The sequence below is a fragment of the Marivivens marinus genome, assembly GCF_035969385.1.
Taxonomy (GTDB): domain Bacteria; phylum Pseudomonadota; class Alphaproteobacteria; order Rhodobacterales; family Rhodobacteraceae; genus SELP01.
The window spans coordinates 117,880-141,296 of the sequence record NZ_JAYKKJ010000006.1 but is presented as its reverse complement, the minus strand read 5'-3'; the positions used below and the strand labels follow the sequence as shown (position 1 = coordinate 141,296).

22 protein-coding genes and 1 tRNA gene are annotated in these 23,417 nt (G+C 64.5%); 10 read left to right on the top strand and 13 right to left on the bottom strand.

The features are described from left to right. The first annotated feature begins 6 nt into the window (after positions 1-6). Positions 7-1,194, top strand: coding sequence for a vWA domain-containing protein (locus U3648_RS11340; protein WP_420859338.1), 1,188 nt, complete (start codon positions 7-9; stop codon positions 1,192-1,194). Between the two features lie 134 nt (positions 1,195-1,328). On the opposite strand, the gene U3648_RS11335 is transcribed toward U3648_RS11340, so the two are convergent. Then, positions 1,329-1,919, bottom strand: coding sequence for an invasion associated locus B family protein (locus U3648_RS11335; RefSeq protein ID WP_420859337.1), 591 nt, complete (start codon positions 1,917-1,919; stop codon positions 1,329-1,331). A 435-nt stretch (positions 1,920-2,354) separates the two neighbouring features. On the opposite strand from U3648_RS11335, the gene U3648_RS11330 reads away from it, so the two are divergent. Further along, the gene (locus U3648_RS11330) at positions 2,355-3,887 is read left to right on the top strand and encodes a helicase HerA-like domain-containing protein (protein ID WP_420859336.1); all 1,533 of its coding nucleotides are present in this window, start codon (positions 2,355-2,357) and stop codon (positions 3,885-3,887) included. Positions 3,888-4,083: 196 nt separating this feature from the next. Here the strand turns inward: U3648_RS11330 and trpD are convergent, their stop codons facing one another. Continuing rightward, complete coding sequence (gene trpD / locus U3648_RS11325) at positions 4,084-5,100, bottom strand: anthranilate phosphoribosyltransferase (RefSeq protein ID WP_420859335.1); 1,017 nt, start codon at positions 5,098-5,100, stop codon at positions 4,084-4,086. Then, positions 5,097-5,678, bottom strand: a complete 582-nt coding sequence (locus U3648_RS11320; RefSeq protein WP_129681512.1) for an anthranilate synthase component II — start codon at positions 5,676-5,678, stop codon at positions 5,097-5,099. Before U3648_RS11320 ends, trpD begins: the two co-directional genes overlap by 4 nt. 146 nt (positions 5,679-5,824) lie before the next feature. Here U3648_RS11320 and U3648_RS11315 point away from each other — a divergent pair, with 146 nt between their 5' ends. Then, positions 5,825-7,405, top strand: coding sequence for a divergent polysaccharide deacetylase family protein (locus U3648_RS11315; protein ID WP_420859334.1), 1,581 nt, complete (start codon positions 5,825-5,827; stop codon positions 7,403-7,405). An 82-nt stretch (positions 7,406-7,487) separates the two neighbouring features. Beyond that, positions 7,488-7,937: a hypothetical protein gene (locus U3648_RS11310; RefSeq protein ID WP_420859333.1), complete on the top strand. Its 450-nt coding sequence runs from the start codon at positions 7,488-7,490 to the stop codon at positions 7,935-7,937. A gap of 43 nt (positions 7,938-7,980) precedes the next feature. Here U3648_RS11310 and trpE read toward each other — a convergent pair whose 3' ends face one another. From trpE to fabI, 5 genes are all read right to left on the bottom strand, one after another. Continuing rightward, positions 7,981-9,492, bottom strand: coding sequence for an anthranilate synthase component I (trpE, locus tag U3648_RS11305; protein WP_420859332.1), 1,512 nt, complete (start codon positions 9,490-9,492; stop codon positions 7,981-7,983). Positions 9,493-9,507: 15 nt separating this feature from the next. Further along, positions 9,508-11,349, bottom strand: coding sequence for a peptidylprolyl isomerase (locus U3648_RS11300; RefSeq protein ID WP_420859331.1), 1,842 nt, complete (start codon positions 11,347-11,349; stop codon positions 9,508-9,510). A 204-nt stretch (positions 11,350-11,553) separates the two neighbouring features. Continuing rightward, positions 11,554-12,726: an aminotransferase gene (locus U3648_RS11295; RefSeq protein WP_420859330.1), complete on the bottom strand. Its 1,173-nt coding sequence runs from the start codon at positions 12,724-12,726 to the stop codon at positions 11,554-11,556. A 57-nt stretch (positions 12,727-12,783) separates the two neighbouring features. Beyond that, positions 12,784-13,302: a xanthine phosphoribosyltransferase gene (gpt, locus tag U3648_RS11290; RefSeq protein ID WP_420859329.1), complete on the bottom strand. Its 519-nt coding sequence runs from the start codon at positions 13,300-13,302 to the stop codon at positions 12,784-12,786. A gap of 16 nt (positions 13,303-13,318) precedes the next feature. Further along, positions 13,319-14,131, bottom strand: a complete 813-nt coding sequence (fabI, locus tag U3648_RS11285) for an enoyl-ACP reductase FabI (protein ID WP_420859328.1) — start codon at positions 14,129-14,131, stop codon at positions 13,319-13,321. A 140-nt stretch (positions 14,132-14,271) separates the two neighbouring features. Here fabI and pdxH point away from each other — a divergent pair, with 140 nt between their 5' ends. The 6 genes from pdxH (at position 14,272) to U3648_RS11255 (ending at position 18,295) form a co-directional block, all read left to right on the top strand. Beyond that, positions 14,272-14,877, top strand: a complete 606-nt coding sequence (gene pdxH, locus U3648_RS11280) for a pyridoxamine 5'-phosphate oxidase (protein ID WP_420859327.1) — start codon at positions 14,272-14,274, stop codon at positions 14,875-14,877. A gap of 121 nt (positions 14,878-14,998) precedes the next feature. Further along, positions 14,999-15,532 carry a cold-shock protein gene (locus tag U3648_RS11275; RefSeq protein WP_420859326.1) on the top strand — a complete coding sequence of 178 codons (534 nt, stop codon included), beginning with the start codon at positions 14,999-15,001 and terminating at the stop codon, positions 15,530-15,532. Between the two features lie 11 nt (positions 15,533-15,543). After that, positions 15,544-16,008: a DUF192 domain-containing protein gene (locus U3648_RS11270; protein ID WP_420859396.1), complete on the top strand. Its 465-nt coding sequence runs from the start codon at positions 15,544-15,546 to the stop codon at positions 16,006-16,008. A 40-nt stretch (positions 16,009-16,048) separates the two neighbouring features. Then, positions 16,049-16,125 (top strand) — tRNA-Pro (locus U3648_RS11265). Between the two features lie 119 nt (positions 16,126-16,244). After that, a complete protein-coding gene (locus tag U3648_RS11260; RefSeq protein ID WP_420859325.1) occupies positions 16,245-16,922 on the top strand; it encodes a glutathione S-transferase family protein in 678 nt (225 codons plus the stop codon). After that, positions 16,922-18,295: an L-serine ammonia-lyase gene (locus U3648_RS11255; RefSeq protein WP_420859324.1), complete on the top strand. Its 1,374-nt coding sequence runs from the start codon at positions 16,922-16,924 to the stop codon at positions 18,293-18,295. Before U3648_RS11260 ends, U3648_RS11255 begins: the two co-directional genes overlap by 1 nt. Before the next feature lie 126 nt (positions 18,296-18,421). On the opposite strand, the gene U3648_RS11250 is transcribed toward U3648_RS11255, so the two are convergent. Genes U3648_RS11250 through U3648_RS11230 form a run of 5 tightly spaced genes read right to left on the bottom strand, consistent with a single transcriptional unit; the run spans position 18,422 to position 23,367 of the window. Beyond that, on the bottom strand, positions 18,422-19,381 hold the full coding sequence (locus tag U3648_RS11250) for an ABC transporter ATP-binding protein (RefSeq protein ID WP_420859323.1): 960 nt from the start codon (positions 19,379-19,381) through the stop codon (positions 18,422-18,424). Continuing rightward, positions 19,378-20,355 (bottom strand): ABC transporter ATP-binding protein, encoded by a 978-nt coding sequence (locus tag U3648_RS11245; protein WP_129681491.1) that lies wholly within the window; start codon positions 20,353-20,355, stop codon positions 19,378-19,380. The genes U3648_RS11250 and U3648_RS11245 overlap by 4 nt, the downstream gene beginning before the upstream one ends. Positions 20,356-20,358: 3 nt before the next feature. Further along, on the bottom strand, positions 20,359-21,258 hold the full coding sequence (locus tag U3648_RS11240; protein ID WP_420859322.1) for an ABC transporter permease subunit: 900 nt from the start codon (positions 21,256-21,258) through the stop codon (positions 20,359-20,361). 1 nt (position 21,259) lies between these two features. Beyond that, positions 21,260-22,267: an ABC transporter permease subunit gene (locus U3648_RS11235; RefSeq protein WP_420859321.1), complete on the bottom strand. Its 1,008-nt coding sequence runs from the start codon at positions 22,265-22,267 to the stop codon at positions 21,260-21,262. After that, on the bottom strand, positions 22,261-23,367 hold the full coding sequence (locus tag U3648_RS11230; protein ID WP_420859320.1) for a M24 family metallopeptidase: 1,107 nt from the start codon (positions 23,365-23,367) through the stop codon (positions 22,261-22,263). The genes U3648_RS11235 and U3648_RS11230 overlap by 7 nt, the downstream gene beginning before the upstream one ends. Positions 23,368-23,417 lie beyond the last annotated feature (50 nt).

The window sequence follows — 23,417 nt, the reverse complement described above, 5'->3', positions numbered from 1 at the left end:
GGGCCGATGTTCCTGCCCTTTTTCGAAAACCTGCGGTCGGGCGGCGTGCCGGTGTCGCTGCGCGAATACCTTGGGTTTCTCGAAGGGGTGAAGGCGGGTCTGGCCACCTATGATATCGAGGCGTTTTACTACCTTGCCCGCACGGCAATGGTGAAGGACGAACGCAACATCGACCGGTTCGACCGGGCCTTTGCCGCAACCTTCGACGGGCTGGAACAGATCAGCACTGAACAGGTGCTGGAGGCCGTGGACCTGCCCGCAGAATGGCTGGAAAAACTGGCCGAGAAGTTCTTGAGCGCCGAGGAAAAGGCCGAGATCGAGGCGCTCGGCGGCTTTGACAAGCTGATGGAAACCCTGCGCGAACGTCTGAAAGACCAGAAGGGCCGCCATCAGGGCGGCAACAAGTGGATCGGCACCGCCGGGACATCCCCCTTTGGCGCCTATGGCTACAACCCCGAAGGCATCCGCATCGGCCAGAAGGAAAGCCGCCACCAACGCGCGGTCAAGGTCTGGGACAAGCGGGAATTCAGGAACCTTGACGGCGACGTTGAGCTGGGCACCCGCAATATCAAGGTGGCGCTGAAGCGGCTGCGCAAATGGGCCCGCGACGGCGCGGCCGAAGAGTTGGACCTGCACGGCACAATCCGGGCCACCGCCGAACAAGGCTATCTGGACGTGAAAACCCGGCCCGAACGGCGCAACGCGGTCAAGGTCCTGCTGTTCCTTGACGTGGGCGGATCAATGGACCCGCATATCAAGCTGGTCGAGGAACTGTTCAGCGCCGCCCGCGCCGAATTCAAGCATCTGGAACACTATTACTTTCACAACTGCCTGTATGAGGGGGTGTGGAAGGACAACGCCCGGCGCTGGAACGAACAGACCCCCACCTGGGACGTGCTGCGGACCTATGGCCCGGACTACCAATGCATCTTCGTCGGCGATGCGTCGATGTCCCCCTACGAGATCGCCTTTGCCGGCGGGGCCAACGAACATTGGAACGAGGAGGCGGGCGAGGTCTGGCTGTCGCGCGCCCGGGACCAATGGCCGGGGCACCTTTGGATCAACCCGCTGCCGGAACGGATGTGGCGATACACCCAGTCGGTGAAGATGATCCAGCAGATCTTTGGCGAGGACCGGATGGTTCCGATGACGCTGGAAGGGATCGACCGGGGGATGCGGGCGCTGTCGCGCTAAGGGTGGGTCATAACCTACCCTACGGCTGCATCTGGCCGTCGGCCGTAGTGTAAGGTGGGTCTTGACCCACCTTGGCCCCAAAGGAAAACCGCCGCCCCGGGGATGGGGCGGCGGCAAATACGGAAACTGTGAACCTACTGCTGCTGGACCGGCGTGCCGCTGTCAAACGCAGCGGTAAAGCCGGTCAGCGAAATCGTCAGATCCACGCGGTTGTCCGGTGCGGCATAGGGCACAAGGCTCATGGCGATAGAATTGCCCGCCTTGAACTGGGCGACCTCTGCGGCGGTAAAGCCGACACGCGCCACACATCCGCCCGCATTGCAGAAAGTGAACGGATAGCGGCGGGCCTCGCCCCCATCGACAGACAAGGTCACGCCCTGGGTCAGGAAGGTACCAAGCGGGGCCACGATATTGGCGCCGGCCACCGCATCACCCGCGCCATCCAGCGGAAAGAGGTTGATCTCGGCAACCTCGTTGCCCTCGGCATCGGTCAGAAGCTGGTACAGCTGGCAGGGATCGTCGCCTTCGGGGTTGTTCAGGCAGCGGATCGTCCAGTCGCCGAACTGTTCACGGGCATAGGGCTGCCCCGGCTGCAGGGCCGGCTGGCCCATCGACAATTCGTCCGACGTGCCGGTTCCTTCGGTGGCGGTTTCCTGCGCGGGCAGTGCCGCGGCGCTCACAACCAGAAGGGCGGCGGCAGAAAGGGTCTTGAAGAATTTGGTCATGAATGGTCCTGACTTAGAGCATTTGTCGCGCCACGCTTAACATGGCCGGTTCCGGGTGTCAGCGGGAAAGGCTGGAAATCATCGGCGAACCATCGCCGTTGCATGCCCAACGGGCACTCCCCAAAACAGAAAAAGGGGCCATCCCGACCCCTTTTCCCATCTCTCCCTGTCGGACTTGGCCGACTAATTGAGGGGACGCTACGCAATGGAATCGCATGCGTCAACAGGAAAACTTCGCCCCCTGCTCGGGGAAGGTCGCATTTGATCCGTCTTGACGGACGCAGGCAAAAAAACGCCGCGCCCAAGGGGCGCGGCAAGTCTGACAGGGAGGATACCCGCCCCAGGCCGGAGGACATGGCAGGGCGGACAGGATCACTCTGGCAGAGATTGGTTAAACAAGTATTGTAGGCCGGAAGTCGAACAGGGAGGCCGGGTATGGGCGATCGGATTTTTGTTGGTGGGGGCGGGGATGGCTATGGCGCGCCGCAAAGCCTTCTGTTGAATTACGCCAACCGGCATGGGCTGATCGCCGGGGCCACAGGCACCGGTAAGACGGTCACGCTGCAAATTCTTGCCGAAGGGCTCTCCGCCGAAGGGGTGCCGGTGTTCCTGTCGGACGTGAAGGGCGATCTGTCGGGGCTGGCCCGGTCGGGGCGGGAAGATTTCAAGCTGCACGAGGCCTTCATGAAACGGGCCGCGACGATCGGGCTTGATCTGACCTATTCGGCCTTTCCGGTCACCTTCTGGGACCTGTTCGGCGATCAGGGCCACCCGGTCCGCACCACGATAAGCGAAATGGGGCCGCTTCTGCTGTCCCGGCTTCTGGAACTGTCCGACGCGCAGGAAGGGGTGCTGAACGTCGCCTTCCGGGTGGCCGATGAAGAAGGGCTGCCGCTTCTGGACCTTGAGGACCTTCAGGCGCTTCTGTTGTTCGTGGGCGAAAACGCGAAAGAGCTATCGCTGCGCTATGGCAACGTCGCGACCTCCTCGGTCGGGGCGATCCAGCGGCAGTTGCTGGTGCTGGAAAATCAGGGCGGGGCGGCGTTCTTTGGCGAACCGGCCCTCGACCTTGCCGACCTGATGCGCACGGACCCGGACGGGCGCGGACGGATCAATATCCTTGCCGCGGACAAGCTGATGGGCTCGCCCCGGCTTTACGCGACCTTCCTTCTGTGGCTCCTGTCGGAACTGTTCGAAGAACTGCCCGAGGTCGGCAACCCGGACAAGCCCAAGCTGGTCTTCTTCTTCGACGAGGCGCATCTTTTGTTCGATGACGCGCCCAAGGCCCTGATCGACAAGGTGGAACAGGTGGCGCGGCTGATACGGTCCAAGGGGGTCGGGGTGTTCTTCATCACCCAGAACCCGGCCGACGTGCCCGAGGACGTTCTGGGCCAGTTGGGCAACCGGGTGCAGCACGCACTGCGCGCCTTCACCGCCAACGACCAGCGCGACCTGAAAAAGGCCGCCGACACCTACCGTCCGAACCCCGCCTTCGACACCGCCGAGGCGATCCGAGAGGTCGGCACGGGCGAGGCGGTGACCTCGATGCTGGACCACAAGGGGGTGCCGGGGATCGTCGAACGGACCCTGATCCGCCCGCCGTCGTCCCAGCTTGGCCCGATCACGGCAGACGACCGCAAGGCTGTCATCGCAGGGTCACCCGTTGCCGGAAAATACGACACGCGGCTGGACCGGGATTCGGCGGCGGAAATGCTGGCCCGCCGGGCAGATGCAGCCGCGAGAGAGGCCGAAGCGGCCGAGGCGCAAGAGGCGGAGATGGAAGCCCAGGAGCGCGAGTTCCGCAACGCCCGCCGTTACGACGCGGGCCGCAGCCGCAGCACCCGGTCCCGGCGGAAAGAGGACAGCCTCGGCGATGCGCTGGCAACAGCCATGGTGAAAGAGCTGAAGGGGACAACCGGGCGCCGGATCATCCGAGGCATCTTCGGAACGATTTTCAAATCCCGCTAGGGGCGGTGGGTCAAGACCCATCTTACCCGGGGGCGCTTCGCCCCCCAACCAGATGATTCATGGCCCCCAGAGGATATTTAGAACCAAAGAAGAATGGCCTCTCATTTTGCCCCAAATACTCCGGGGTGAATGGGCCGACAGGGCCAGAGGGGCAGCGCCCCTCAAACGTAAGGTGGGTTTTAACCCACCGCCCCCGTCACCCGGCCTGCGTGATCCGGGCCAGTGTCTCGACCGCCCGCTTTGCCGCGCCGCTGGCGATGCTTTCGGCCGCCAGTGTTGCGCCGTCTTTCAGGCTATCCACCTTGCCCGCGACCAGAAGGGCGGCGGCGGCGTTCAGCAGCACCGCATCACGATAGGCGCCCGGCGCGCCATCGAGCAGCGCGCGGAAGGCCGCGGCGTTGTCTTCTGGCGTGCCGCCGACAATGGCCTCGAACGGATGCACTGGCAGGCCAGCGTCTTCCGGGTGCACCTCGCGCATGGCGATCATGTCGCCCGACAGGGCCGCGACCCAGGTCACCCCGGTGATGGTCATCTCATCCGTCCCGTCCGACCCGTGCACCAGCCAGGCCGCCTCGGACCCGAGCGCCTGAAGCGTCTGCGCCATCGGCGCGATCAGGTCGCGGCTGAAGGTGCCGGTCAGCTGCCGTTTCACGCCCGCCGGATTGGTCAGCGGACCGAGGATGTTAAAGATCGTGCGGGTGCCCAGTTCCGCCCGCGTCGGCATCACGTGCTTCATCGCCGGGTGATGCATCGGCGCCATCATAAAGCCGATCCCGGCCTCGGCCAGACCGCGTTCCACGACCTCGGGCCCGACCATGACGTTGATCCCCATGGCCGCCTGCACATCCGCCGTGCCCGACTTGGACGACAGGTTGCGGTTGCCGTGCTTGGCCACCGGCACGCCCGCGCCCGCCACGACAAAGGCCGTCGCGGTGGAAATGTTCAGCGTATGCTTGCCGTCGCCGCCGGTGCCGACAATGTCGATCGCGCCTTCGGGGGCCTTTACGGGGCGGCATTTCGCCCGCATCACGGCGGCGGCGGCGGCGAATTCGTCCACCGTTTCCCCCCGCGTGCGCAGCGCCATCAGAAGCCCGCCCATCTGGCTGGGCGTCGCGTCCCCCTCGAACAGGATGTCAAAGGCCGCCTCGGCCTCGGCCCGGGTCAGGGGGCGTTCGGCGGCGGCCGCGATCAGGGGTTTCAGCGCGTCGCTCATGCCGGTTCCTTTGCAAGGTCGAGGAAATTCTGAAGCAGCCGGTGGCCATGTTCGGAGGCGATGGATTCCGGGTGGAACTGAACCCCGTGGATCGGCAGCGTCTTATGTTGCAGCCCCATGATCGTCCCGTCTTCCAGCCAGGCGGTCACCTCAAGGCAATCGGGCAGGCTGTCCCGCTCGACCACCAGCGAATGATAGCGGGTCGCCTCAAAGGGCGAGGGCAGGCCGGAGAACACCCCTTTCCCCGAGTGGTGCATCTGCCCCATCTTGCCGTGAACGATCTCGTGGCAGCGGACAACCTTGCCGCCAAAGGCCTCGCCAATGGTCTGGTGGCCAAGGCAGACGCCCATCAGCGGCGTCCGCGTTTCGGCGGCGGCCTCGGTCAGGGCAAGGCAGATCCCGGCTTGTGCCGGGTCGCAGGGGCCTGGCGACAGCAGGATCATGTCCGGGTTCATCCCCATCGCATCCTGAACCGTCAGCGCATCGTTGCGCCGGACCACGACATCGGCCCCCAATTCGCCCAGATAATGGACAAGGTTATAGGTAAAGCTGTCGTAGTTATCGATAAGAAGCAGCATTGTCCCGCCTTTGTCTGTCGACCGGAAATTGGGGGCTACCATGGCCCCGGTGGCTTCCGGTATGGTTGGGCCATACATGGGCCGGGTCCGGGGCAAGCGTCAAGGTCCGGACCGGCCAAAAAGACGAATGATGAGGGGGCAGACCCATGTTCAGAGGGTTTCTAGGCGGAAGTCTGGTCGGAGCCGTGGTCGCGGTGGTCGGGCTGGGCACGGCATCGCTTCTGGGGCCGCAGCCGGCGGGGAATACGCCGCCCGCCACGCCGCAGGTCGCAGCGCCCGAGGCCGCCCCGGCAACCGCCACCGCCCAGTCCGAGGCCACCTCGGCCGCGCCGATCGAACCTGCCACGGCGCCCGCTATCGTGGAAACGCCGGTGGCAGAGCCAACCGCCGAATCCGCGCCGCCCGTTGCCGATACAGCCCCCCCCACAGCGCCTGTTGCCGTGGCGGTCGAAGGTGCCCCGACAGCGCCGGTAGCCGGGCAGGGGGCAGAGGCGCCCGCCCTGAGCCCCGACAGCCCGGTCCTGCCCAACCCGCAAGCCCCCGCGCCCGCGGTGCCGGACAGTGAAGACAGTCTTGCGGTGTCCACCACCCCCGCGCCCGCCCCGTCCGAGGCGGCGGCTGCCGACGAAGTGGTCGAACTGCAAACCCCGGTTGAGGGCGCGCGCCCCGCGCCTGCCTTGCCCGAGGAAGAGCCGGTGCCCGGTGGGATGGTCGCACCGGATGCGACGGGAGAGATCGCGGTTCTGGTGGTGCCCGACGCGCCCGCCGCGCCGGAAGCCGCGCCCGAACCCGCCCCGGAACCTGCCATGCCAGAGGCCCTGCCCGAGGTTTCGGTAGAAGAGCCCACGGCGCCGATTGAACCGACGCCCGACATCGTCGCAGAACCCGCACCGGCCCCCGAAACCGGCCCCGCCCCTGTGGTCGGCCTGTCCGGCGAACCGGCCCGCACCATGCCCACCAGTGACGACACCGTGCGGGTCATCCGCCCCTCGACCGATGAGGCTACTGCGGCAGAACCGGCAGAGCCCGAACTGTTTGGCGCGGCCCTCACCGGTGTCGCGCTTCAGGATTTCGGCACCCCGTTCGAGGATGACGGCCGCCCGATCCTGTCGATCGTTCTGGTCGATGATGGCACGATGCCCGGCGGCCCGGCGGCATTGTCGGCGGCGGGCGTTCCCGTGACTGTCGCGGTCGATCCTTCGGCGGAAGGGGCAGCGGGACTTGTCCGCGCTTACCGCGATGCAGGGGTCGAGGTCGCGCTGCGGATCAACCTGCCAGAAAGCTTCGAGGCGCAGGATGTGGCGACGACGCTGGAGGCGCTTTTCTCGGACAATCCGGAAACCGTGGCCCTTGTGGATATGGACGGCAACGGCCTGCCCCGCGCGCGCGGCGGCACCGAAGAGGTCATGGCCCGGCTGGCCGATGACGGGCGCGGTTTTGTCAGCCTGTCGCGCGGGCTGAACACCGCGCAGCGGGCGGCTGAGGCAGCCGAGGTGCCCGCCGCGATCTTCTACCGCGATCTGGACGCCGAAGGGCAGGACGCGCGGGTGATCCGCCGGTTCCTTGATCAGGCGGCGTTCCGGGCGCGGCAGGAAAGCGGCGTCGTGCTTCTGGGCCGGGTCCGGCCCGAAACCATCAGCGCGCTGATCCTCTGGTCCACCGCCAACCGGGCCGGGCAGGTCAATCAGGCGCCGCTGTCGGCGGTGCTGTTGGGGGGAGATTTCTAGTCACACCTCGAATACAGTTCAATGCAAGGAGGGGGCGTTCGAATTGGATGTTTCGTGAACGGATTAGTGGCGAGGTCATTAGATGACAATTGATCCAAGAAAAATGAACGACATTGAGGCAGTTCGTAGGCTTCAACAAAATGCATTGCGCCTGAACAGAAAAGACATAGCGGCTGCGTGTAGAATTCGCATCTTCGAATTGTCCGGCGAGGGCCATGAGGATCCTGTCGTGCGTCGGCTATGGGAAGCTGTCGCCGCTTACGAAGAGACTCTTCGAGAGAAACACGGCAGGAAACAACAGGCGAGTTACACGCGCCGCAAGATTGCCACGAAAGGTGCGGTCCAGACTTTGATTGATTGGGCACTCGATCCGAATGTCACGCCGGGATTTGAGGCACTTGTTGCCGCAGGGGCGGCAAGGTTTACTGGTGAGTATGTAGTAGTGGAATATTCAGAATGCTTCCCACCAGAAGCAGTTAAGGCGGCACGTGCGAAACTTGCTGCATATGACGTTCCGCTTCCAAAACTGTGAATTGAATTGCCAGGTGGGTCTGCCGCCAAAAGCATTCTTTGCCTTAGCCGTTCCCCGACCCGCTGAACATCGTCGCGTCCTCGGCTGCCTTGCGGATCGCGTTCGACTTGTGGACGGTTTCCATGTACTCGGCCTCTGGGTCGCTGTCATAGACCACGCCGCCCCCGGCCTGAATGTAAAGCTTCTGATCCTTCAGAACGGCCGTGCGCAGGGCGATGCACATGTCCATGTCGCCATTGGCGCTGAAATACCCGCAGCCGCCGCCGTAGACGCCGCGCTTTTCCGGTTCCAGCTCGTCGATGATCTCCATCGCGCGGACCTTGGGCGCACCGGATACGGTCCCGGCAGGCATCCCGGCAAAGAAGGCCGACAGGGCGTCCTGATCCTCGGCCAGTTCGCCGACCACGTTCGACACGATATGCATGACGTGGGAATAGCGCTCGATCACGAATTGCTCGGTCGGGCGGACGGTGCCGATCTTCGACACCTTGCCGGTGTCGTTGCGGCCAAGATCCAGAAGCATCAGGTGCTCGGCCAGTTCTTTCTGGTCGGCCAGCAGGTCCAGCTCGTTCGCCTTGTCCTCTTCCGGGGTGGCGCCGCGCGGACGGGTGCCGGCAATCGGGCGGATCGTCACCTCGGACCCGAACACCCGAACAAGGATTTCCGGGCTAGCGCCGATCACCTGAAACCCGCCGAAGTTGAAGAAGAACATGAAGGGCGAGGGGTTCGTGCGCCGGAGGCTGCGATACAGGGCAAAGGGCGGCTCGCGGAACTCCTGCGTCCAGCGCTGCGCCGGAACCACCTGAAAGATATCGCCCGCGCGGATATAGTCCTTGGCCTTCTCCACGGCGGCCTTGTAGCCCTCGCGGGTAAAGTTCGATGTCGCCGGGGCAACCTCGTGCGGGGCGTGGAACTGGCGGCTGTCCACCGGCACCGGGCGGTCCAGTGCCCTGCAGGCATCCATCACCCGTTCGGCGGCCTGCGCATAGGCGGCCTTGGCCGACAGGCCGGAACTGGCCCATGCGGGGGCCACAAGGATCACGTCGCCCTTGACCCCGTCCAGCACCGCCACGACCGAGGGGCGCAACAGCATCGCGTCGGGCAGGCCGATCGGGTCGGGGTTCACATCGGGCAGGTGTTCCACCAACCGGATCATGTCATAGCCGAGGAAGCCGAACAGCCCCGCCGCCGCGCCGGGCAGCCCGTCGGGCAGGTCGATCCGGCTTTCGGCCAGCAGCGCGCGAAGCGAAGTCAGCGGGTCGGCCAACTCAACCTCGAACGCATCGTCGTCATATCGGGCGGCCCGGTTGATCCGCGCCTCGGTCCCGCGGCAATCCCAGATCAGGTCAGGGTTCATGCCGATGATCGAATAGCGTCCGCGCACCTCTCCGCCTGTGACCGATTCCAGCATGAAGGCATGTTTGCCGGCGCCCGACAGCTTCAGCATCAGCGACACCGGCGTATCCAGGTCGGCCGCAAGCCGCGTATAGACCACCTGATTGCGGCCCGCCTCATAGGCGGCGCGGAAGGCGTCGAAATCCGGGGTCAGGGCCATGGGTGGTTCCGTTTCTTACTGAAGCTGGGCGTTGACCTGATTGATCACGTTCTGGTCGATGTTCAGGTCCGCGTTGGTGCGAATGGTCTGTTCGAACACCTGATAGACCGCGTCGGACAGGTCCTGGTTCATCTGCGCCGCCAGCGCGCCGCGCAGGGCCTGCACGTCTTCGCTGTCCATGTCGGGGGCGCGGATCGCGTCCACCCGCAGAATGATGGCATCAGGTCCGGCCGGGATCACCGCGACCTCGCCTTCGCCCAGTTCAAAGACCTTGGGGCCAAAGCCCGGGGGGGTGCCGGGGACAAAGATACGGCGGGTCATGTCGGCTTCGGTCACCGGGGCAAGGCCCAGCAGGGTCAGGTCCGATCCGGCGCCGACCTGCGTGGCAAGCTCCTCGGCGCGGGCCAGAACGGCCGCGGCGCGGGCGCGATCCTCCCATGCGGCGCGGAGTTCCTCGGCCACGTCCTCGATCGGCTGCACGGCGGGTTCGGTGATCGCATCGACACGCAGGACGAAAACGCCGCCGTCCTCCAGTTCCTGCAATTCCGGGTAGGCCCCCGGTTCGGCGGCGATGGCGGCGGCGCGGAATCCGTCATAGGCGGCGATCCCGTCCTCGACACCGTCGAAGAAGCGGATCGTGCCAAGTTCCAGATCCGTCCGCTCGGCAAGATCCTCCAGACGCGCACCCCCGGCCAGCAGGTCGGTGATTGCCTCGCGGCTTTCGTCGATCATGCGCCGCGCGCGCGCAGTGGCCAATTCGTCACGCAGGTCCGGCATTGCCTCTTCAAAGGTGGTTTCGCGGGCGTCGAAAATGGCGTTGGTGCGATAGAGCGCCGATCCCAGCGGCGAGGGTAGGGGGCCGACGACCTCTCCGGTGGCAGAGGAGAACACATCCGCCCCGGCTTCTCCCAATTGGGCCTCGGTCACGTCGCCCATGTCCAGAAGGGACAGGTCCACGCCGCGCTCCTCGGCCAGACCGTCAAAGTCGATCTCTCCGGCGGCGATCCGGTTCATCGCGTCAATGGCGGCCTCTTCATCGGCAAAGGGCATCCGTTCGACCAACCGCGTTTCAGGTACGACATAATCGCGGATGCGGTCCTGATACAGTTCGCGCAGCGCGGCTTCGTCCACCTCGACCCCGTCGCGCAGCATGTCCGGCGTCAGCCAAGCATAGGTGATGTCGCGGGTTTCGGGGGCGGTGAACAGATCGGGGTTCTCGGCATGGAACGCCCGCAACTCCTCGCCGGTCGGTTCGGGCAGGTCGGCCGCCAGGAATTCCGCCCCGACGGTTGCCCAGGTCACGTCGCGGCGTTCGGCCTGATAGCCGATGATCACGTCAAGGAAACTGTCAGGCATGGTCACACCCGCGCCCACGCCGGTTTCCAGAAGGGACCGCGCGGCCTCGGCCCGGACCTGCGCTTCAAAGGCTTCCTCAGTCAGTCCGTTACGGTCCAGAAGATCGCGGTAGGCCAGCCGGTCGAATTCGCCGTTGATCCCGGCAAAGCTGGGGTTCGACACGACTGTTTCACGCACCCTATCGTCGCCCACGGAAAGTCCCATCCGGGCCACTTCGGCGTCGATGGCATAGCGGTTGATCAGCGCGTTCAGGATCTCGCGGTCAGCACCGATCTGTTGCAGGGTGGCAAAGCTGACCGGCACGCCGGATTGGGCCGACAGCGACCGGGCATAGCTGTTGATCGAATTCTGATAGTCGACGATCGGCACCTCGTTACCGTCCACGGTGCCGATGGACCGGACCGAACCGGTCAGGCCCGCGCCGCCAAAGCCCACAAGCCCCACGAACAACAGGCCCAGAATGATCCAGACCCCGACCCGCTTGCCATTTTTCGCGGCCATGCGCCCACCCCTGTTTTCCTTGGGCCCATTGGTTCCGGACCCTTCAACTGTTGCCTCTGAATAGGCGGGGCGGGGCCGGGGTGCAAGGCCGGGAACGCATGTGGGGGTATGGTGGGTTGAAACCCACCTTACGAGGCTGCAGGGAAAGTGGGTCGAGGCTGCAGGGAAAGTGGGTGAGGTGGGTCTTGACCCACCACAATCAGGTCAGAAAAGCGCCGCCAGCCTGTCGAACAGGGCAGCAATTCCGGCACGGTCGATATTGGCGAAGGCGATCCGCAATTGCCGCCGGCCTTCGGCGCGATCGGGGGGCATGAACATGGTGCCGGGTAGGCACAGGATGCCCGCCTCGGTCACCAACCGCTGCGCCAGCGCATCCGACGGTTCGTCGAACGGGTGTTCGACATAGGCGAAATAGGCGCCGCATCCCAAGAGCCGCCAGCCCTTCGCCGCCAGACGCGGAAAGCCCTCTTCGATCGCGGTGCGCCGGTCGAGAATCTCGTCCCGCTCGCCCGCCACCCATTGCGACAGGTTCCGCATCCCCCACAGCGCCGCCCGCTGACCCAACTGGTTGGGGCAGATCGCCACCGTATCCAGAAACTTCTCGGCCTCGGCCAGACGCGCAGGGCTGGCAATCATCGCCCCCACACGATGCCCGGTCAGCCGGTAGGCCTTTGAAAAGGAATAAAGATGGATCAGGGTGTCGTCCCAATCTGGGCGGATGAACAGATCATGCGGCGCGCCGGTCCGGCTGTCGAAATCGCGATAGGTCTCGTCCACGATCAGCGCGATCCCGTGCCGTCGGCACAGGTCGTAGAAGGCACCGACCACGCCCGCCGGGTATTCCACCCCCGCCGGGTTGTTTGGGGTCACAAGGACGATGGCGCGGGTCCGGTCGGTGATCAGCGCCTCGGCCTTGGCCGGGTCGGGGATCATCCCGTCGCCGGTCATCAACCCAACGATGCGGATGCCCGACATGTCCAGCCACATGGCGTGGTTGAAGTAATAGGGCAGGGGCAGGATTACCTCGTCCCCGTCGCTGCACAACGTGGTCAGGGCTGCCGTGAACGCCTGATTGCAGCCCGAGGTAATGGCGACCTGCGCCGAGTCAATCGATCCGCCATAGGCCGCCGACCATTGCGCCGCGACCTCTGCCCGCAAGTCGGGCAGTCCAAGCACCGGGCCGTAAAGATGGGCACCGGCGTCCTCTACCGCGGCGCGGGCAATCTCGGCCCGCAGCGCGGCGGGCGGGGGATCGACCGGCGCGGCCTGGCTGACGTTGATCAGCGGCCGCTCGGGCGGAAAGGTGACCCCCTCCAGCCAGCGGCGGGCCTCCATCACGGGCGGGGCGAATGTGGTTTGGGTGCGGGTCAGTGTCATGAAACCCCCGGAAAATGAAAAGGGGCGCAACACCGCGCCCCTGTCAATCGCTCTGGATCAGTCCTTGCCCCGGTACGGTTCGACGTATTGCAGCGCCATATCCCAAGGGAAGAAAATCCACGTGTCCTGACTAACCCCGGTGATGAAGGTATCGACCATCGGTTCGCCCTGCGGCTTGGCATAGACGGTGGCGAAATGGGCTTTGGGGTACAGCTTGCGCACCAGTTCCAACGTCTTGCCGCTGTCGACCAGATCATCGACCACAAGGATGCCAGTGCCGTCTCCCATCATGTCCGCATTGGGGGATTTCAGCACCTGTGCATCTCGCCGCTGATCGGCCTTGCCGCCGCCCGAGTGGTAGGATTTCACGCTGATCGTATCGACCGTGCGAATATCCAGCTCGCGGGCGACGATCATCGCCGGGGCCATGCCGCCACGGGTGATCGCGACCACCGCGCGCCAGGCGCCATCGTCCGGGCCACGCCCGTCCAGCCGCCAGGCCAGCGCCCGGCTGTCCCGGTGCATCTGATCCCAGCTTACGTGAAACCCTTTTTCGTGCGGCAGGCGGTCGGTCATACGGGTCTTCCTTGTCTCAATCCTTGCCGGGGGTCATGTCGGGGGCGTCCACCGCTTTCATCCCGACAACGTGGTATCCGGCGTCCACGTGGTGAGTTTCACCGGTCACCCCGGTCGACAGGTCGGACAGCAGATACAGGGCCGATCCGCCTACTTCGTTAATGGTGACGTTCTTGCGCAGGGGCGAATTGTATTCATTCCACTTCAGGATATAGCGGAAATCGCCGATGCCCGAGGCGGCCAGCGTCTTGATCGGCCCGGCCGAGATCGCGTTGACGCGGATGCCGTCCTTGCCGAAATCCTCGGCCAGATAGCGCACCGACGCTTCCAGCGCGGCCTTGGCAACGCCCATGACGTTGTAATGCGGCATGACCTGTTCGGCACCGTAATAGGTCAAGGTGACCATGGACCCGCCGTCCGGCATCAGCGCAGCGGCGCGTTTTGCCACGGCGGTGAAGGAATAGCAGGAGATGTCCATCGTCATGAGGAAGTTGTCACGGCTGGTGTCGGCATAGCGGCCGCGCAACTCGTTCTTGTCGGAAAAGCCGATTGCGTGAACGACGAAATCCATTTTGCCCCAGCGGGCTTCCAGTTCGGCAAACAGGGCGTCGACCGAGTCCATGTCGGTCACGTCGCAGGGTAGCACGATATCGGACCCCAGCTGCGCCGCCAGCGGATCGACCCGTTTCTTCAGGGCCTCACCCTGATAGGAAAAGGCCAGTTCGGCCCCGGCGTCGGCCAGCGCCTGCGCAATCCCCCAGGCGATCGACTTGTCATTTGCAAGGCCCATGATCAGCCCGCGTTTGCCCTGCATCAAATTCGACGACATCAATGTCCCCCTTGCCTTCCCGGCCCAATTTCGATCCGGTGTAAGTGATTGCCCGTAAGGCATCAAGCCTGACAAAGCCGCTTGTTTCGCATCTGATTGACGTGGGGTCAGGCGGGCACAGCAGAACCAGAGGAACGAACATGTCGGATCGGGACGGAATCTTTGCCGGGGATGACCCGTATGAAATCGCGCGCAACTGGCTGGCAGAGGCCGATGCGGCCGAGATCAACGATCCCAATGCCATTGCCCTGGCCACGGTCGATGCGGACGGATTGCCGAACGCGCGGATGGTTCTTTTGAAGGAGATCGAGGCCGGGGCCTTCGTGTTCTACACGAATTACGAAAGCAAGAAGGCGCAGGAACTGGACACCGCCGGCAAGGCCGCTTTCGTGATACATTGGAAGTCGCTGCGGCGGCAAATCCGGGTGCGCGGGACCGTGACCCGTGAAGACGGGCCGCAGGCCGATGCCTATTACCAGTCCCGCTCGCTCAAAAGCAGGCTGGGGGCCTGGGCGTCGCGCCAGTCACAGCCCCTGTCGTCGCGGTCCCATCTGATGGCCGAGGTCGCGAAAATCACGGCCGCCAAGGGAATCAACCCGGACCGTCCGCCCTTCTGGGGCGGCTACCGTATCAATCCTTGCGAGATCGAGTTTTGGGCCGATGGTGCATTCCGGTTGCATGATCGGTTCCGCTGGACCCGGGACAGCGAAAAATCTTCCTGGAAAATAGAGCGCCTGAACCCCTGAAATTTCACGCTTCGCGAATAGCATGACCTAAAATCCAGTAATTTTGGGCTTGTATCCACCTGCCTGACGCGGTCAGGTGGGGGTGGCCGGTATGGATGGGAACCGGCTTTGGAAGAATGAGATGGTAGAAGAAACACAGGACAAGGGTCGCCAGGTCGGCGGCCATGTGAAGTGGTTTGATCCAACCAAGGGGTTCGGTTTCGTCGTCGCGGACGAGGGGGGGCCGGACATCCTTCTGCACGCGAACGTGCTCCGGAATTTCGGGCAAAGTTCGGTTGCGGATGGGTCGCGGATCAGACTGGAAGTGGTGGACACCGAGCGAGGGGCGCAAGCGGTCGACGTGCTGGAAATCACCCCGCCCGATACGACCGTGACGGCGCCCTTGGGCGATCTTGCCGGGATCGACCCCGAAGAATTGGCCCGCACGCCAATTCAGCCGGCTCGTATCAAATGGTTCGACAAGGCCAAGGGATTCGGGTTTGCCAATGTCTTCGGAAAGGCCGAAGATGTGTTTGTCCATATCGAGGTGCTGCGCCGGTCCGGCATGGCAGACCTTATGCCCGGCGAAGCCGTGGGCCTGAAGGTGATCGATGGGCAGCGTGGCAAAATGGCGACCGAGGTGCTCAGCTGGGAACGTGCAGTCGAATCGAAGTAGGGCGCCGGGTGATCCACGCGGTTGTCGGTCTGCTGTTGGCGGGCGGCATTTCTGTGTCTGCCGCCGCGCAGGACTGTGCCCCCGATCGGGTTGCCGTGCAGGGGGACCGGGGCGAAGCCCTGTTTCGGGTCGAAATCGCCGATGACCCGCAGGAACGTGCGCAGGGGCTGATGTTCGTGGAACGGATGCCCATGATGGAAGGCATGTTGTTCATCTACGAACGGCCTCAGGCACCGTCTTTCTGGATGCGCAACACGCTTATTCCGCTTGATATGCTGTTCATCGGCCCGGATGGGGTGATCCGGCATATTCATGAAAATGCCGAACCGCTGGACGAAACGCCGATTCCGGGCGGGGACGGAATTCTGGCGGTACTGGAAATCAACGGCGGGATGGCCGCGCGGCTAGGCCTGAAGGTTGGGGATGCGTTGCGGCACCCGGCCTTTGGCGCGGATGCGGCACTTCCGTGCAACTGACCCTTTTCAAACCCGTCCGGGCAGTCTAAGGACAGCGCGTCGGGGCGTAGCGCAGCCTGGTAGCGCGACGGTTTTGGGTACCGTAGGTCGGAGGTTCGAATCCTCTCGCCCCGACCATCCAGCCAGAAAACGGACCAACGCTCGCCACCGCTTGGCGGCCGGACGGGTTTCCGATAGGAAACGTCGCATTCGACGGGGCGAAATCGCCCCGCGCGACGCAGAAGGCGGATATGACGATGGATCTGCGCCTCCACTATGCTCCGGACAACGCCTCGCTTTGCGTGCGGCTGGCGCTGGAAGAGGCGCGGCTGCCCTATCAGACCGTTCTGGTGGACCGGGCCGCGCGGGGGCAAAAGCATCCGTCGTATCTGGCGATCAACCCAAACGGGCTGATCCCGACACTGGAAACACCGCAGGGGTCGATCTTTGAAACCGGCGCAATCCTGCTCTGGATCAGCGAGAACTCGGATGGCCTGATGCCCGGCCCCGGCACGGAGGGGCGGGCGGCGGCGCTGAAATGGCTGTTCTGGCTCGCGAATACCCTGCATCCGGCGGAACGCGTGCTGTTCTACCCGGATCAATTTATCGACGCCCACCACGAAGACCTGCGCGCCCGGACCCGAACCCGGATCGGCGCGGCCCTGTCCGTGCTGGACGCGGCGCCCGATGCCCCCTGGCTTGACGGGCGGGCCTCAATCCTTGGCTGCTACCTTGCTCCGATGCTCCGCTGGGCCGCGATCTATGGGGGCGCAACCGACTGGTACGACCTTGGCCAATGGCCGCGCCTGAAGACCTTTGCCGAAGTCTTTGAGGCGCGGGCGTCCGTTGCCCGTGTCGCCCTGGCCGAGGGGCTTGGCCCCACGCCGTTTTCCAAACCGATACTCCCAAACCCTCCCGAAGGAAGTGCGCTCTGATGTTTCTGTCCGTCTTCGACATGTTCAAAGTGGGCGTCGGCCCGTCATCGTCGCATACCATCGGACCGATGGTGGCCGGGGCGATGTTCCTTGATCACCTGCGGCGGCAGCCGTTCAAGGTGGCGGGGCTGAAGGTGACCCTGCACGGATCGCTGGCCTTCACCGGGGTCGGGCACGCCACCGACCGGGCGGTGATCCTGGGGCTGGCCGGGTTCCGGGCCGATGACTACGACGCCGACAAGGCCGAGGCCGAGCTGGCGCGGATCAATGAAGAGGGCACCGTGACGCCCGAGGGGCTGGACGAGTTGAAGTTCCTGCCCAAGGACGATCTGGTCTTCGACTATGGCCCGAACCTGCCCGGTCACGCCAACGGGCTGATCATCAAGGGGACCGATGCGCAGGGCGACGTGATCACGCAAGTGACCTATTATTCCATCGGCGGCGGCTTTGTTCTCACGGCCGAGGAACTGGCGGCGGGCAAGGATCAGGACGATGGCGCCCCGGTGCCGTTTCCCTTCAAGTCCGCCGTGGAAATGCTTGATATGGCGGCGGAAAGCGGGCTGACCATCGCCCAGATGAAGCGCCAGAACGAACTGTCCCGCAAGCCCGCAGCCGATCTGGACCGGGGCCTTGCCCGGATCTGGGAGGTGATGAACAACTGCATCGAACGCGGGCTTGCGGGCGAGGGCATCCTGCCCGGCGGGTTGAAGGTCAAGCGCCGGGCGAAGGCGATTCACGAGGCGCTGATGGCCGAACGGGGCATGAACCTGACCGCGCCGCATACGATCAACGACTATATTTCGACCTACGCCATGGCGGTGAACGAGGAAAACGCAGCCGGCGGGCAAGTGGTGACCGCGCCCACCAATGGTGCCGCCGGGGTGGTGCCCGCAACGATCCGCTACTGGCTGGACCACGTGCCCGGCGCGACGGTGTCGAAAGTGCCCGATTTCCTGCTGACGGCGGCGGCCATCGGCGGGCTGATCAAGTTCAACGCCTCGATTTCGGGCGCGGAATGCGGCTGTCAGGCCGAGGTGGGCAGCGCCAGCGCCATGGCGGCCGCCGGCATGTGCGCGGTGATGGGCGGCACGCCGGAACAGGTGGAAAACGCGGCCGAAATCGCGCTGGAGCACCACCTTGGCATGACCTGCGACCCGATCCGGGGGCTGGTGCAGGTGCCCTGTATCGAACGCAATGGGCTCGGCGCGATCAAGGCGGTGTCTGCCGCCTCTCTGTCGCTGCGCGGGGACGGAACGCATCTTGTCCCGCTGGACGCGGCGATTGAAACCATGCGGCAGACCGGCGTCGACATGAGCGAGAAATACAAGGAAACCGCGTTGGGCGGGCTGGCCGTCAACGTGCCCAACTGCTGAGAGGTATGGTGGGTCAAGACCCACCTTACAAAGGGGCAACCAGTCCCTTCTTTGGGTTAGAAATATCCTCTGGGGGTCCGGGGGGCGAAGCGCCCCCGGGTAAGGTGGGTTTTAACCCACCATCCCCTATCCTTCGGGAAAGAAGCAGGCGGCCTTGTGGGTCTCCCCGTCAAGTTCTGGCGCGGCTGCACGGCACCTGTCCTGAACCTTCCAGCACCGCGGGCTGAACGGGCAACCCGCGGGCACATTCAACGGCGAGGGCAATTCGCCAACCAGTTTGATCCGCTCTTTCCGGGCCTCGGGGTCGGCAATCGGCGTCGCGGACAACAGCGCCTTGGTATAGGGGTGGCGCGGCCCGCCAAAGACCTCGTCCTTGGTGCCCCGCTCCACTGCCCGGCCCAGATACATCACGATCACTTCGTCGGCGACATGCCGCACCACCGACAGGTCGTGCGAGATGAACAGATAGGCCAAACCCAGCCGCTCTTGCAGGTCGATCAGCAGGTTCAGGATTGACGACTGGATCGACAGGTCCAGCGCCGATACCGGTTCGTCCAGCACCAGCACCTTCGGGTCCAGCATCAGTGCGCGCGCGATTGCGATCCGTTGCCGCTGCCCGCCGGAAAACATATGCGGGTAGCGGTCGAAATGTTCGGGCCGCAGCCCCACCAACCCCAGCATGTCGCGCGCCCGCGCCTCGCGTTCGCTTGTGGGCATGTCGGGGCGGTTGATCACCAGTGGTTCCATCAGGATCTGGCCGATCCGCTGGCGCGGGTTCAGCGATCCATAGGGGTCCTGAAACACGATCTGCACCGATTGCCGAAGCGAGGCCCAGCGATCCGGCAGAACCGGTTCCCCGTCAAGCGTCAGCGTCCCGGCGGTCGGTTCCTCGATCATCGTGACCATCCGCGCGAGTGTGGATTTGCCACAGCCCGATTCCCCAACGACAGCCAGCGTCTTGCCGGCGTAGAGCTGGAAATCGACGTTCTGCACGGCCTTCAGCACCTGCGGCTTGCGCAGGATGCCGCCGCCGACCTCGTAGTGGCGGGCAAGGCTTTCGGCACTCATCACGGGGGCGGCGGTCATGATGCGATCCTCTGGTCGGTGTTCAGCGGATAATGGCAACGGGTGTAGCCTAGGTCGGGTCCGGCAGCGGCGGGTGCCGTCCCCCGGCACCGGTCATCCGCGAATTTGCAGCGGGGCGAAAACAGGCAGCCCGCTGGCCGGTCGAACTGTCCGGGCACCACGCCGGGGATGGTCGGCAGCCGCTTTTCGGTCGCCCGTTCCGGCAGCGCGTCCAACAGGGCCGCCGCATAGGGGTGGTGCGGCGTGCGGAACAGATCGGCCACGGGCCGTTCCTCGATCTTTTGTCCCGCGTATTGCACGCTGACCCGTTCGGCGGTTTCCGCAACCACGCCCATGTCGTGGGTGATCAGCACAAGGCCCATCCCGGTGTCTTCCCGCAGCCCCGTCAACAGGTCGAGGATCTGCGCCTGAATGGTTACATCCAGCGCGGTCGTCGGCTCATCCGCGATCAGCAGCTTCGGACGGCAGGCGATGGCCATTGCGATCATCACCCGTTGGTTCATGCCCCCCGACATCTGGTGCGGGAAGGACGACAGCCGCTTTTCCGGGGCGGGGATGCCCACCTGTTCGAACAGTTCAATCGCCCGTTTGTGCCGCGCCGCACGGTCCAGCCCAAGGTGCACGCGCAGCGCCTCCTTGATCTGCCAGCCCACGGTGAAACAGGGGTTCAGCGACGACATCGGTTCCTGAAAGATCATCGCCAGATCCTTGCCAACGATCCGGCGTCGGTCGCGGGCGGGCAGGGTCAGCAGGTCCTGCCCGTCAAAGGTCAGCTCGTCCGCCGTGATCGTCGCGGTCCAGGGCAGAAGTCCCATCAGCGCCAGCATGGACACCGACTTTCCCGATCCGCTTTCGCCCACGATGGCCAAGATCTCGCCCTTGTCGACGTCCTGATCGACGCCGTCCACGGCCCGGAACTGGCCCGAGGAGGTGGCGAAATCGACGGAGAGGTTCCTGATACGCAATAGGCTCATGGCTCAGCTCCGCTTCAGTTTCGGGTCAAGCGCGTCGCGCAGCCCGTCGCCCATCAGGTTGATCGCCAGCACGGTGATCAGGATGGCGACGCCGGGCCAGGTGACGACCCACCAGGCGCGCAGGATAAACTCGCGCGCTTCGGCCAGCATGGTGCCCCATTCGGGCGTCGGCGGCTGCGCCCCCATGCCAAGGAACCCCAGCGCCGCCGCGTCAAGGATCGCGGTGGAAAAGGACAGGGCGGCCTGCACGATGATCGGGGCAAGGCAGTTGGGCAGAACGGTCTTGAACATCAGCCGGGGCAGGCGGGCGCCCGCCACCTTGGCCGAGGTGACATAGTCCTTTTGCCGTTCCGACAGCACGCTGGCGCGGGTCAGGCGGACGTAATGGGGTTGCAGCACGATGGCGATGGCGATCATCGCGTTGGTCAGCGACGGCCCGAGGATCGCCACCAGCACCAGCGCCAGCAGAAGCGAGGGGAAGGCCAGCACGATATCCATGATCCGCATGATGATGGTGTCGAGCCAGCGCGGCGCGAACCCGGCGATCAGCCCGATGATGATCCCGCCCGTGGTAGCGATGGTCACAACCACCACGCCGACGAAAAAGGAGAACCGCGCCCCTTCGATCAGCCGCGACAGCATGTCCCGGCCCAGCGGGTCGGTGCCCAGCGGGAAGGCCCAGCTTCCGCCCTCCTGCCACGCGGGCGGAAGAAGCGTGTAGTCGCGGAACTGCTCGGTCGGGTCATAGGGCGCCAGAAGGGGGGCAAAGGCCGCCACCAGCAGGAACAGCGCAAAGACCCAAAGCCCGATGACCGCGCCGCGGTTTTCCCGGAAGTAGTACCAGAACTCGCGCAGGGCGCTCGGGCGGTCGGGGGTGTTTTCGACGATGGTTTGAAGGGCCATGTCAGCGTTTCCGGATCTTGGGGTTGATGATCCCGTAAAGGACATCAACGGTCAGGTTCACGATCATCACCATCACGGCGATGAGCAGCAGGCCGCCCTGAACAACAGGGTAGTCGCGGCGGAAGATGCTATCGACCATCCATTTGCCGATGCCGGGCCAGCTAAAAATCGTTTCGGTCAGGATCGCCCCGGCCAGCAGCGTGCCGACCGACAGGCCGATAACGGTGACGACGGGGATCAGCGCGTTGCGCAGCGCGTGGATCGAATTGATCCGCAGGGGCGACATGCCCTTGGCCCGGGCGGTGCGGATGTAATCCTCGCCCAGCACCTCGAGCATGGCGGACCGGGTCTGCCGCGCGATCACGGCCAGCGGGATGGTGCCCAGCACGATGGTCGGCAGGATCAGATGCCGGATCGCCGACCACAGCGCGCCATCTTGCCCGGACCGGATCGAGTCGATCAGCATGAATCCGGTCGCGTCCGAGAAATAGTAGATCAGGTCGATCCGTCCCGACACGGGCGTCCATTGCAACTGCCCGGAAAAGACGATGATCAGCAAAAGCGCCCACCAGAAGATCGGCATGGAATAGCCCACCAGCGCCGCCGACATCAGGGTCCGGTCAAACAGCTTGCCCCGGTTTACCGCGGCGATCACCCCGGCGGGCAGCCCAAGGCAGACCGCGAAGATCATCGCGCAGACCGACAGTTCCAGCGTGGCCGGGAACAGCGAAAAGAATTCATCCCAGACCGGGCGCTTGGTCACGAAACTTTGGCCCAGATCGCCCTGCAGCACCCCGGTCAGGTAATCCCAGAACTGCACGGTCATGGGTTTGTCGAACCCGTATTGCGCGGTCAGCTCGGCATAGCGTTCATCGGTCATCCCCCGTTCGCCCGCCATCACGATGATCGGGTCACCGGGCAGCACCCGGATAAAGGCGAAGGAAATCAACGTCACCCCGATGAAAGTGGGCACGAAGGTCAGAAGACGGGAAAGCAGGAATTTCAGCACGTCAGCACCTGTAGGTCAGTCGGAAAGGTGGTCAGGCTGTCGCAGCCCTCTTCGGTGATCAGGATATCGTCTTCGATCCGCACGCCCAGCTTGCCGATCAAGTAAAGGCCCGGTTCGTTGGTATAGACGGTCCCGGCGGGCAGGGTCAGGTGATTGCCCCGCATGACATAGGGGGCCTCGTGCACCTCGCGGCCCAGCCCGTGGCCGGTCTTGGTGCGGATGAAGTCGGCGAAAGGAGAGGCCTCGAGCACGCCGGTCACCGCGTCGTCGATCTGATGCGCGGTGACGCCCGCGCGGGTCACTTCATGCCCCTTTCGGTTGGCGCGCAGCACGGTGTCGTAAATCTCGGCCGCTTCGTCCGTTACATGGCCCACGAAAAAGGTGCGGGTGATATCGGCGCAGAACCCGCCCGCCCGCGCCCCGAAATCGAGCAGCAGCGCATCGCCCGCCTGAATCGCATAGTCCCGGGCCTTGGCGTGGGGGCGGGCGGAATTGTCGGCTGCGGCGACAATCGGGCGGAACGCGTGGTCCTCGGCCCCTTCAGCGAACAGGTTCAGGATCAGCGCCTGTTCGATCTGTTTCTCGGTCTGGCCGATCCGCACCCCGTCCAACGTGCGTTGCAGTGCGCGTTCGGAAATGGCGATCGCCTCGCGCATGGCGGCGACGTCGTCAGGGGTCTTGATCATCCGCAGGGCCGAGATTTCGGTTTCCGCGTCGACAATCCGGACGTCCGGACGGGCCTTCTGCATCGCGTGATGGACGAAGACCCGCATGACTTGCCCCTCGACCCCGATGGAGGCGGGGGAGAGGTAGTCCATGAAAGACTGGAACGCCTCGGCGTAGCCGGTCTGGTCGCGCCAATCGAAAACCGGGCCATCAAAGCCCACCAGATCCCAGCTGCGCAATTCAAGGTTCGGCACGATGGCCGCCGCGCGCCCATCCGCACCCACTGCCAGAACGAAGGGCCGTTCATGGCTCATGAAGGGATGGTGGACGACGCGGGTGAAATTCGGGCCGGGCACAAGCGCCACGGCATCAACCCCCATCCGTTTCGCCACCTCGGCATAATCGGCCAGTCTGTCGGCAAGCGTTTCGGTCATCTGCGCCTCTGGATTGGAGGGTTGGTTGGACCGGCGCGAGGGCCGCGCCG

What these genes read in the sequence shown, in the direction of transcription:
- U3648_RS11340 (WP_420859338.1), top strand. Translation starts at nt 7, where the DNA reads ATGTTCCTGCCCTTTTTCGAAAACCTGCGGTCGGGCGGCGTGCCGGTG.
- U3648_RS11240 (WP_420859322.1), bottom strand. Translation starts at nt 21,258, where the DNA reads ATGGCCCTTCAAACCATCGTCGAAAACACCCCCGACCGCCCGAGCGCC.
- U3648_RS11275 (WP_420859326.1), top strand. Translation starts at nt 14,999, where the DNA reads ATGGTAGAAGAAACACAGGACAAGGGTCGCCAGGTCGGCGGCCATGTG.
- pdxH (WP_420859327.1), top strand. Translation starts at nt 14,272, where the DNA reads ATGTCGGATCGGGACGGAATCTTTGCCGGGGATGACCCGTATGAAATC.
- U3648_RS11315 (WP_420859334.1), top strand. Translation starts at nt 5,825, where the DNA reads ATGTTCAGAGGGTTTCTAGGCGGAAGTCTGGTCGGAGCCGTGGTCGCG.
- U3648_RS11330 (WP_420859336.1), top strand. Translation starts at nt 2,355, where the DNA reads ATGGGCGATCGGATTTTTGTTGGTGGGGGCGGGGATGGCTATGGCGCG.
- trpD (WP_420859335.1), bottom strand. Translation starts at nt 5,100, where the DNA reads ATGAGCGACGCGCTGAAACCCCTGATCGCGGCCGCCGCCGAACGCCCC.
- U3648_RS11245 (WP_129681491.1), bottom strand. Translation starts at nt 20,355, where the DNA reads ATGAGCCTATTGCGTATCAGGAACCTCTCCGTCGATTTCGCCACCTCC.
- fabI (WP_420859328.1), bottom strand. Translation starts at nt 14,131, where the DNA reads ATGTCGTCGAATTTGATGCAGGGCAAACGCGGGCTGATCATGGGCCTT.
- U3648_RS11310 (WP_420859333.1), top strand. Translation starts at nt 7,488, where the DNA reads ATGACAATTGATCCAAGAAAAATGAACGACATTGAGGCAGTTCGTAGG.
- gpt (WP_420859329.1), bottom strand. Translation starts at nt 13,302, where the DNA reads ATGACCGACCGCCTGCCGCACGAAAAAGGGTTTCACGTAAGCTGGGAT.
- U3648_RS11335 (WP_420859337.1), bottom strand. Translation starts at nt 1,919, where the DNA reads ATGACCAAATTCTTCAAGACCCTTTCTGCCGCCGCCCTTCTGGTTGTG.
- U3648_RS11255 (WP_420859324.1), top strand. Translation starts at nt 16,922, where the DNA reads ATGTTTCTGTCCGTCTTCGACATGTTCAAAGTGGGCGTCGGCCCGTCA.
- trpE (WP_420859332.1), bottom strand. Translation starts at nt 9,492, where the DNA reads ATGGCCCTGACCCCGGATTTCGACGCCTTCCGCGCCGCCTATGAGGCG.
- U3648_RS11250 (WP_420859323.1), bottom strand. Translation starts at nt 19,381, where the DNA reads ATGACCGCCGCCCCCGTGATGAGTGCCGAAAGCCTTGCCCGCCACTAC.
- U3648_RS11230 (WP_420859320.1), bottom strand. Translation starts at nt 23,367, where the DNA reads ATGACCGAAACGCTTGCCGACAGACTGGCCGATTATGCCGAGGTGGCG.
- U3648_RS11300 (WP_420859331.1), bottom strand. Translation starts at nt 11,349, where the DNA reads ATGGCCGCGAAAAATGGCAAGCGGGTCGGGGTCTGGATCATTCTGGGC.
- U3648_RS11295 (WP_420859330.1), bottom strand. Translation starts at nt 12,726, where the DNA reads ATGACACTGACCCGCACCCAAACCACATTCGCCCCGCCCGTGATGGAG.
- U3648_RS11320 (WP_129681512.1), bottom strand. Translation starts at nt 5,678, where the DNA reads ATGCTGCTTCTTATCGATAACTACGACAGCTTTACCTATAACCTTGTC.
- U3648_RS11260 (WP_420859325.1), top strand. Translation starts at nt 16,245, where the DNA reads ATGGATCTGCGCCTCCACTATGCTCCGGACAACGCCTCGCTTTGCGTG.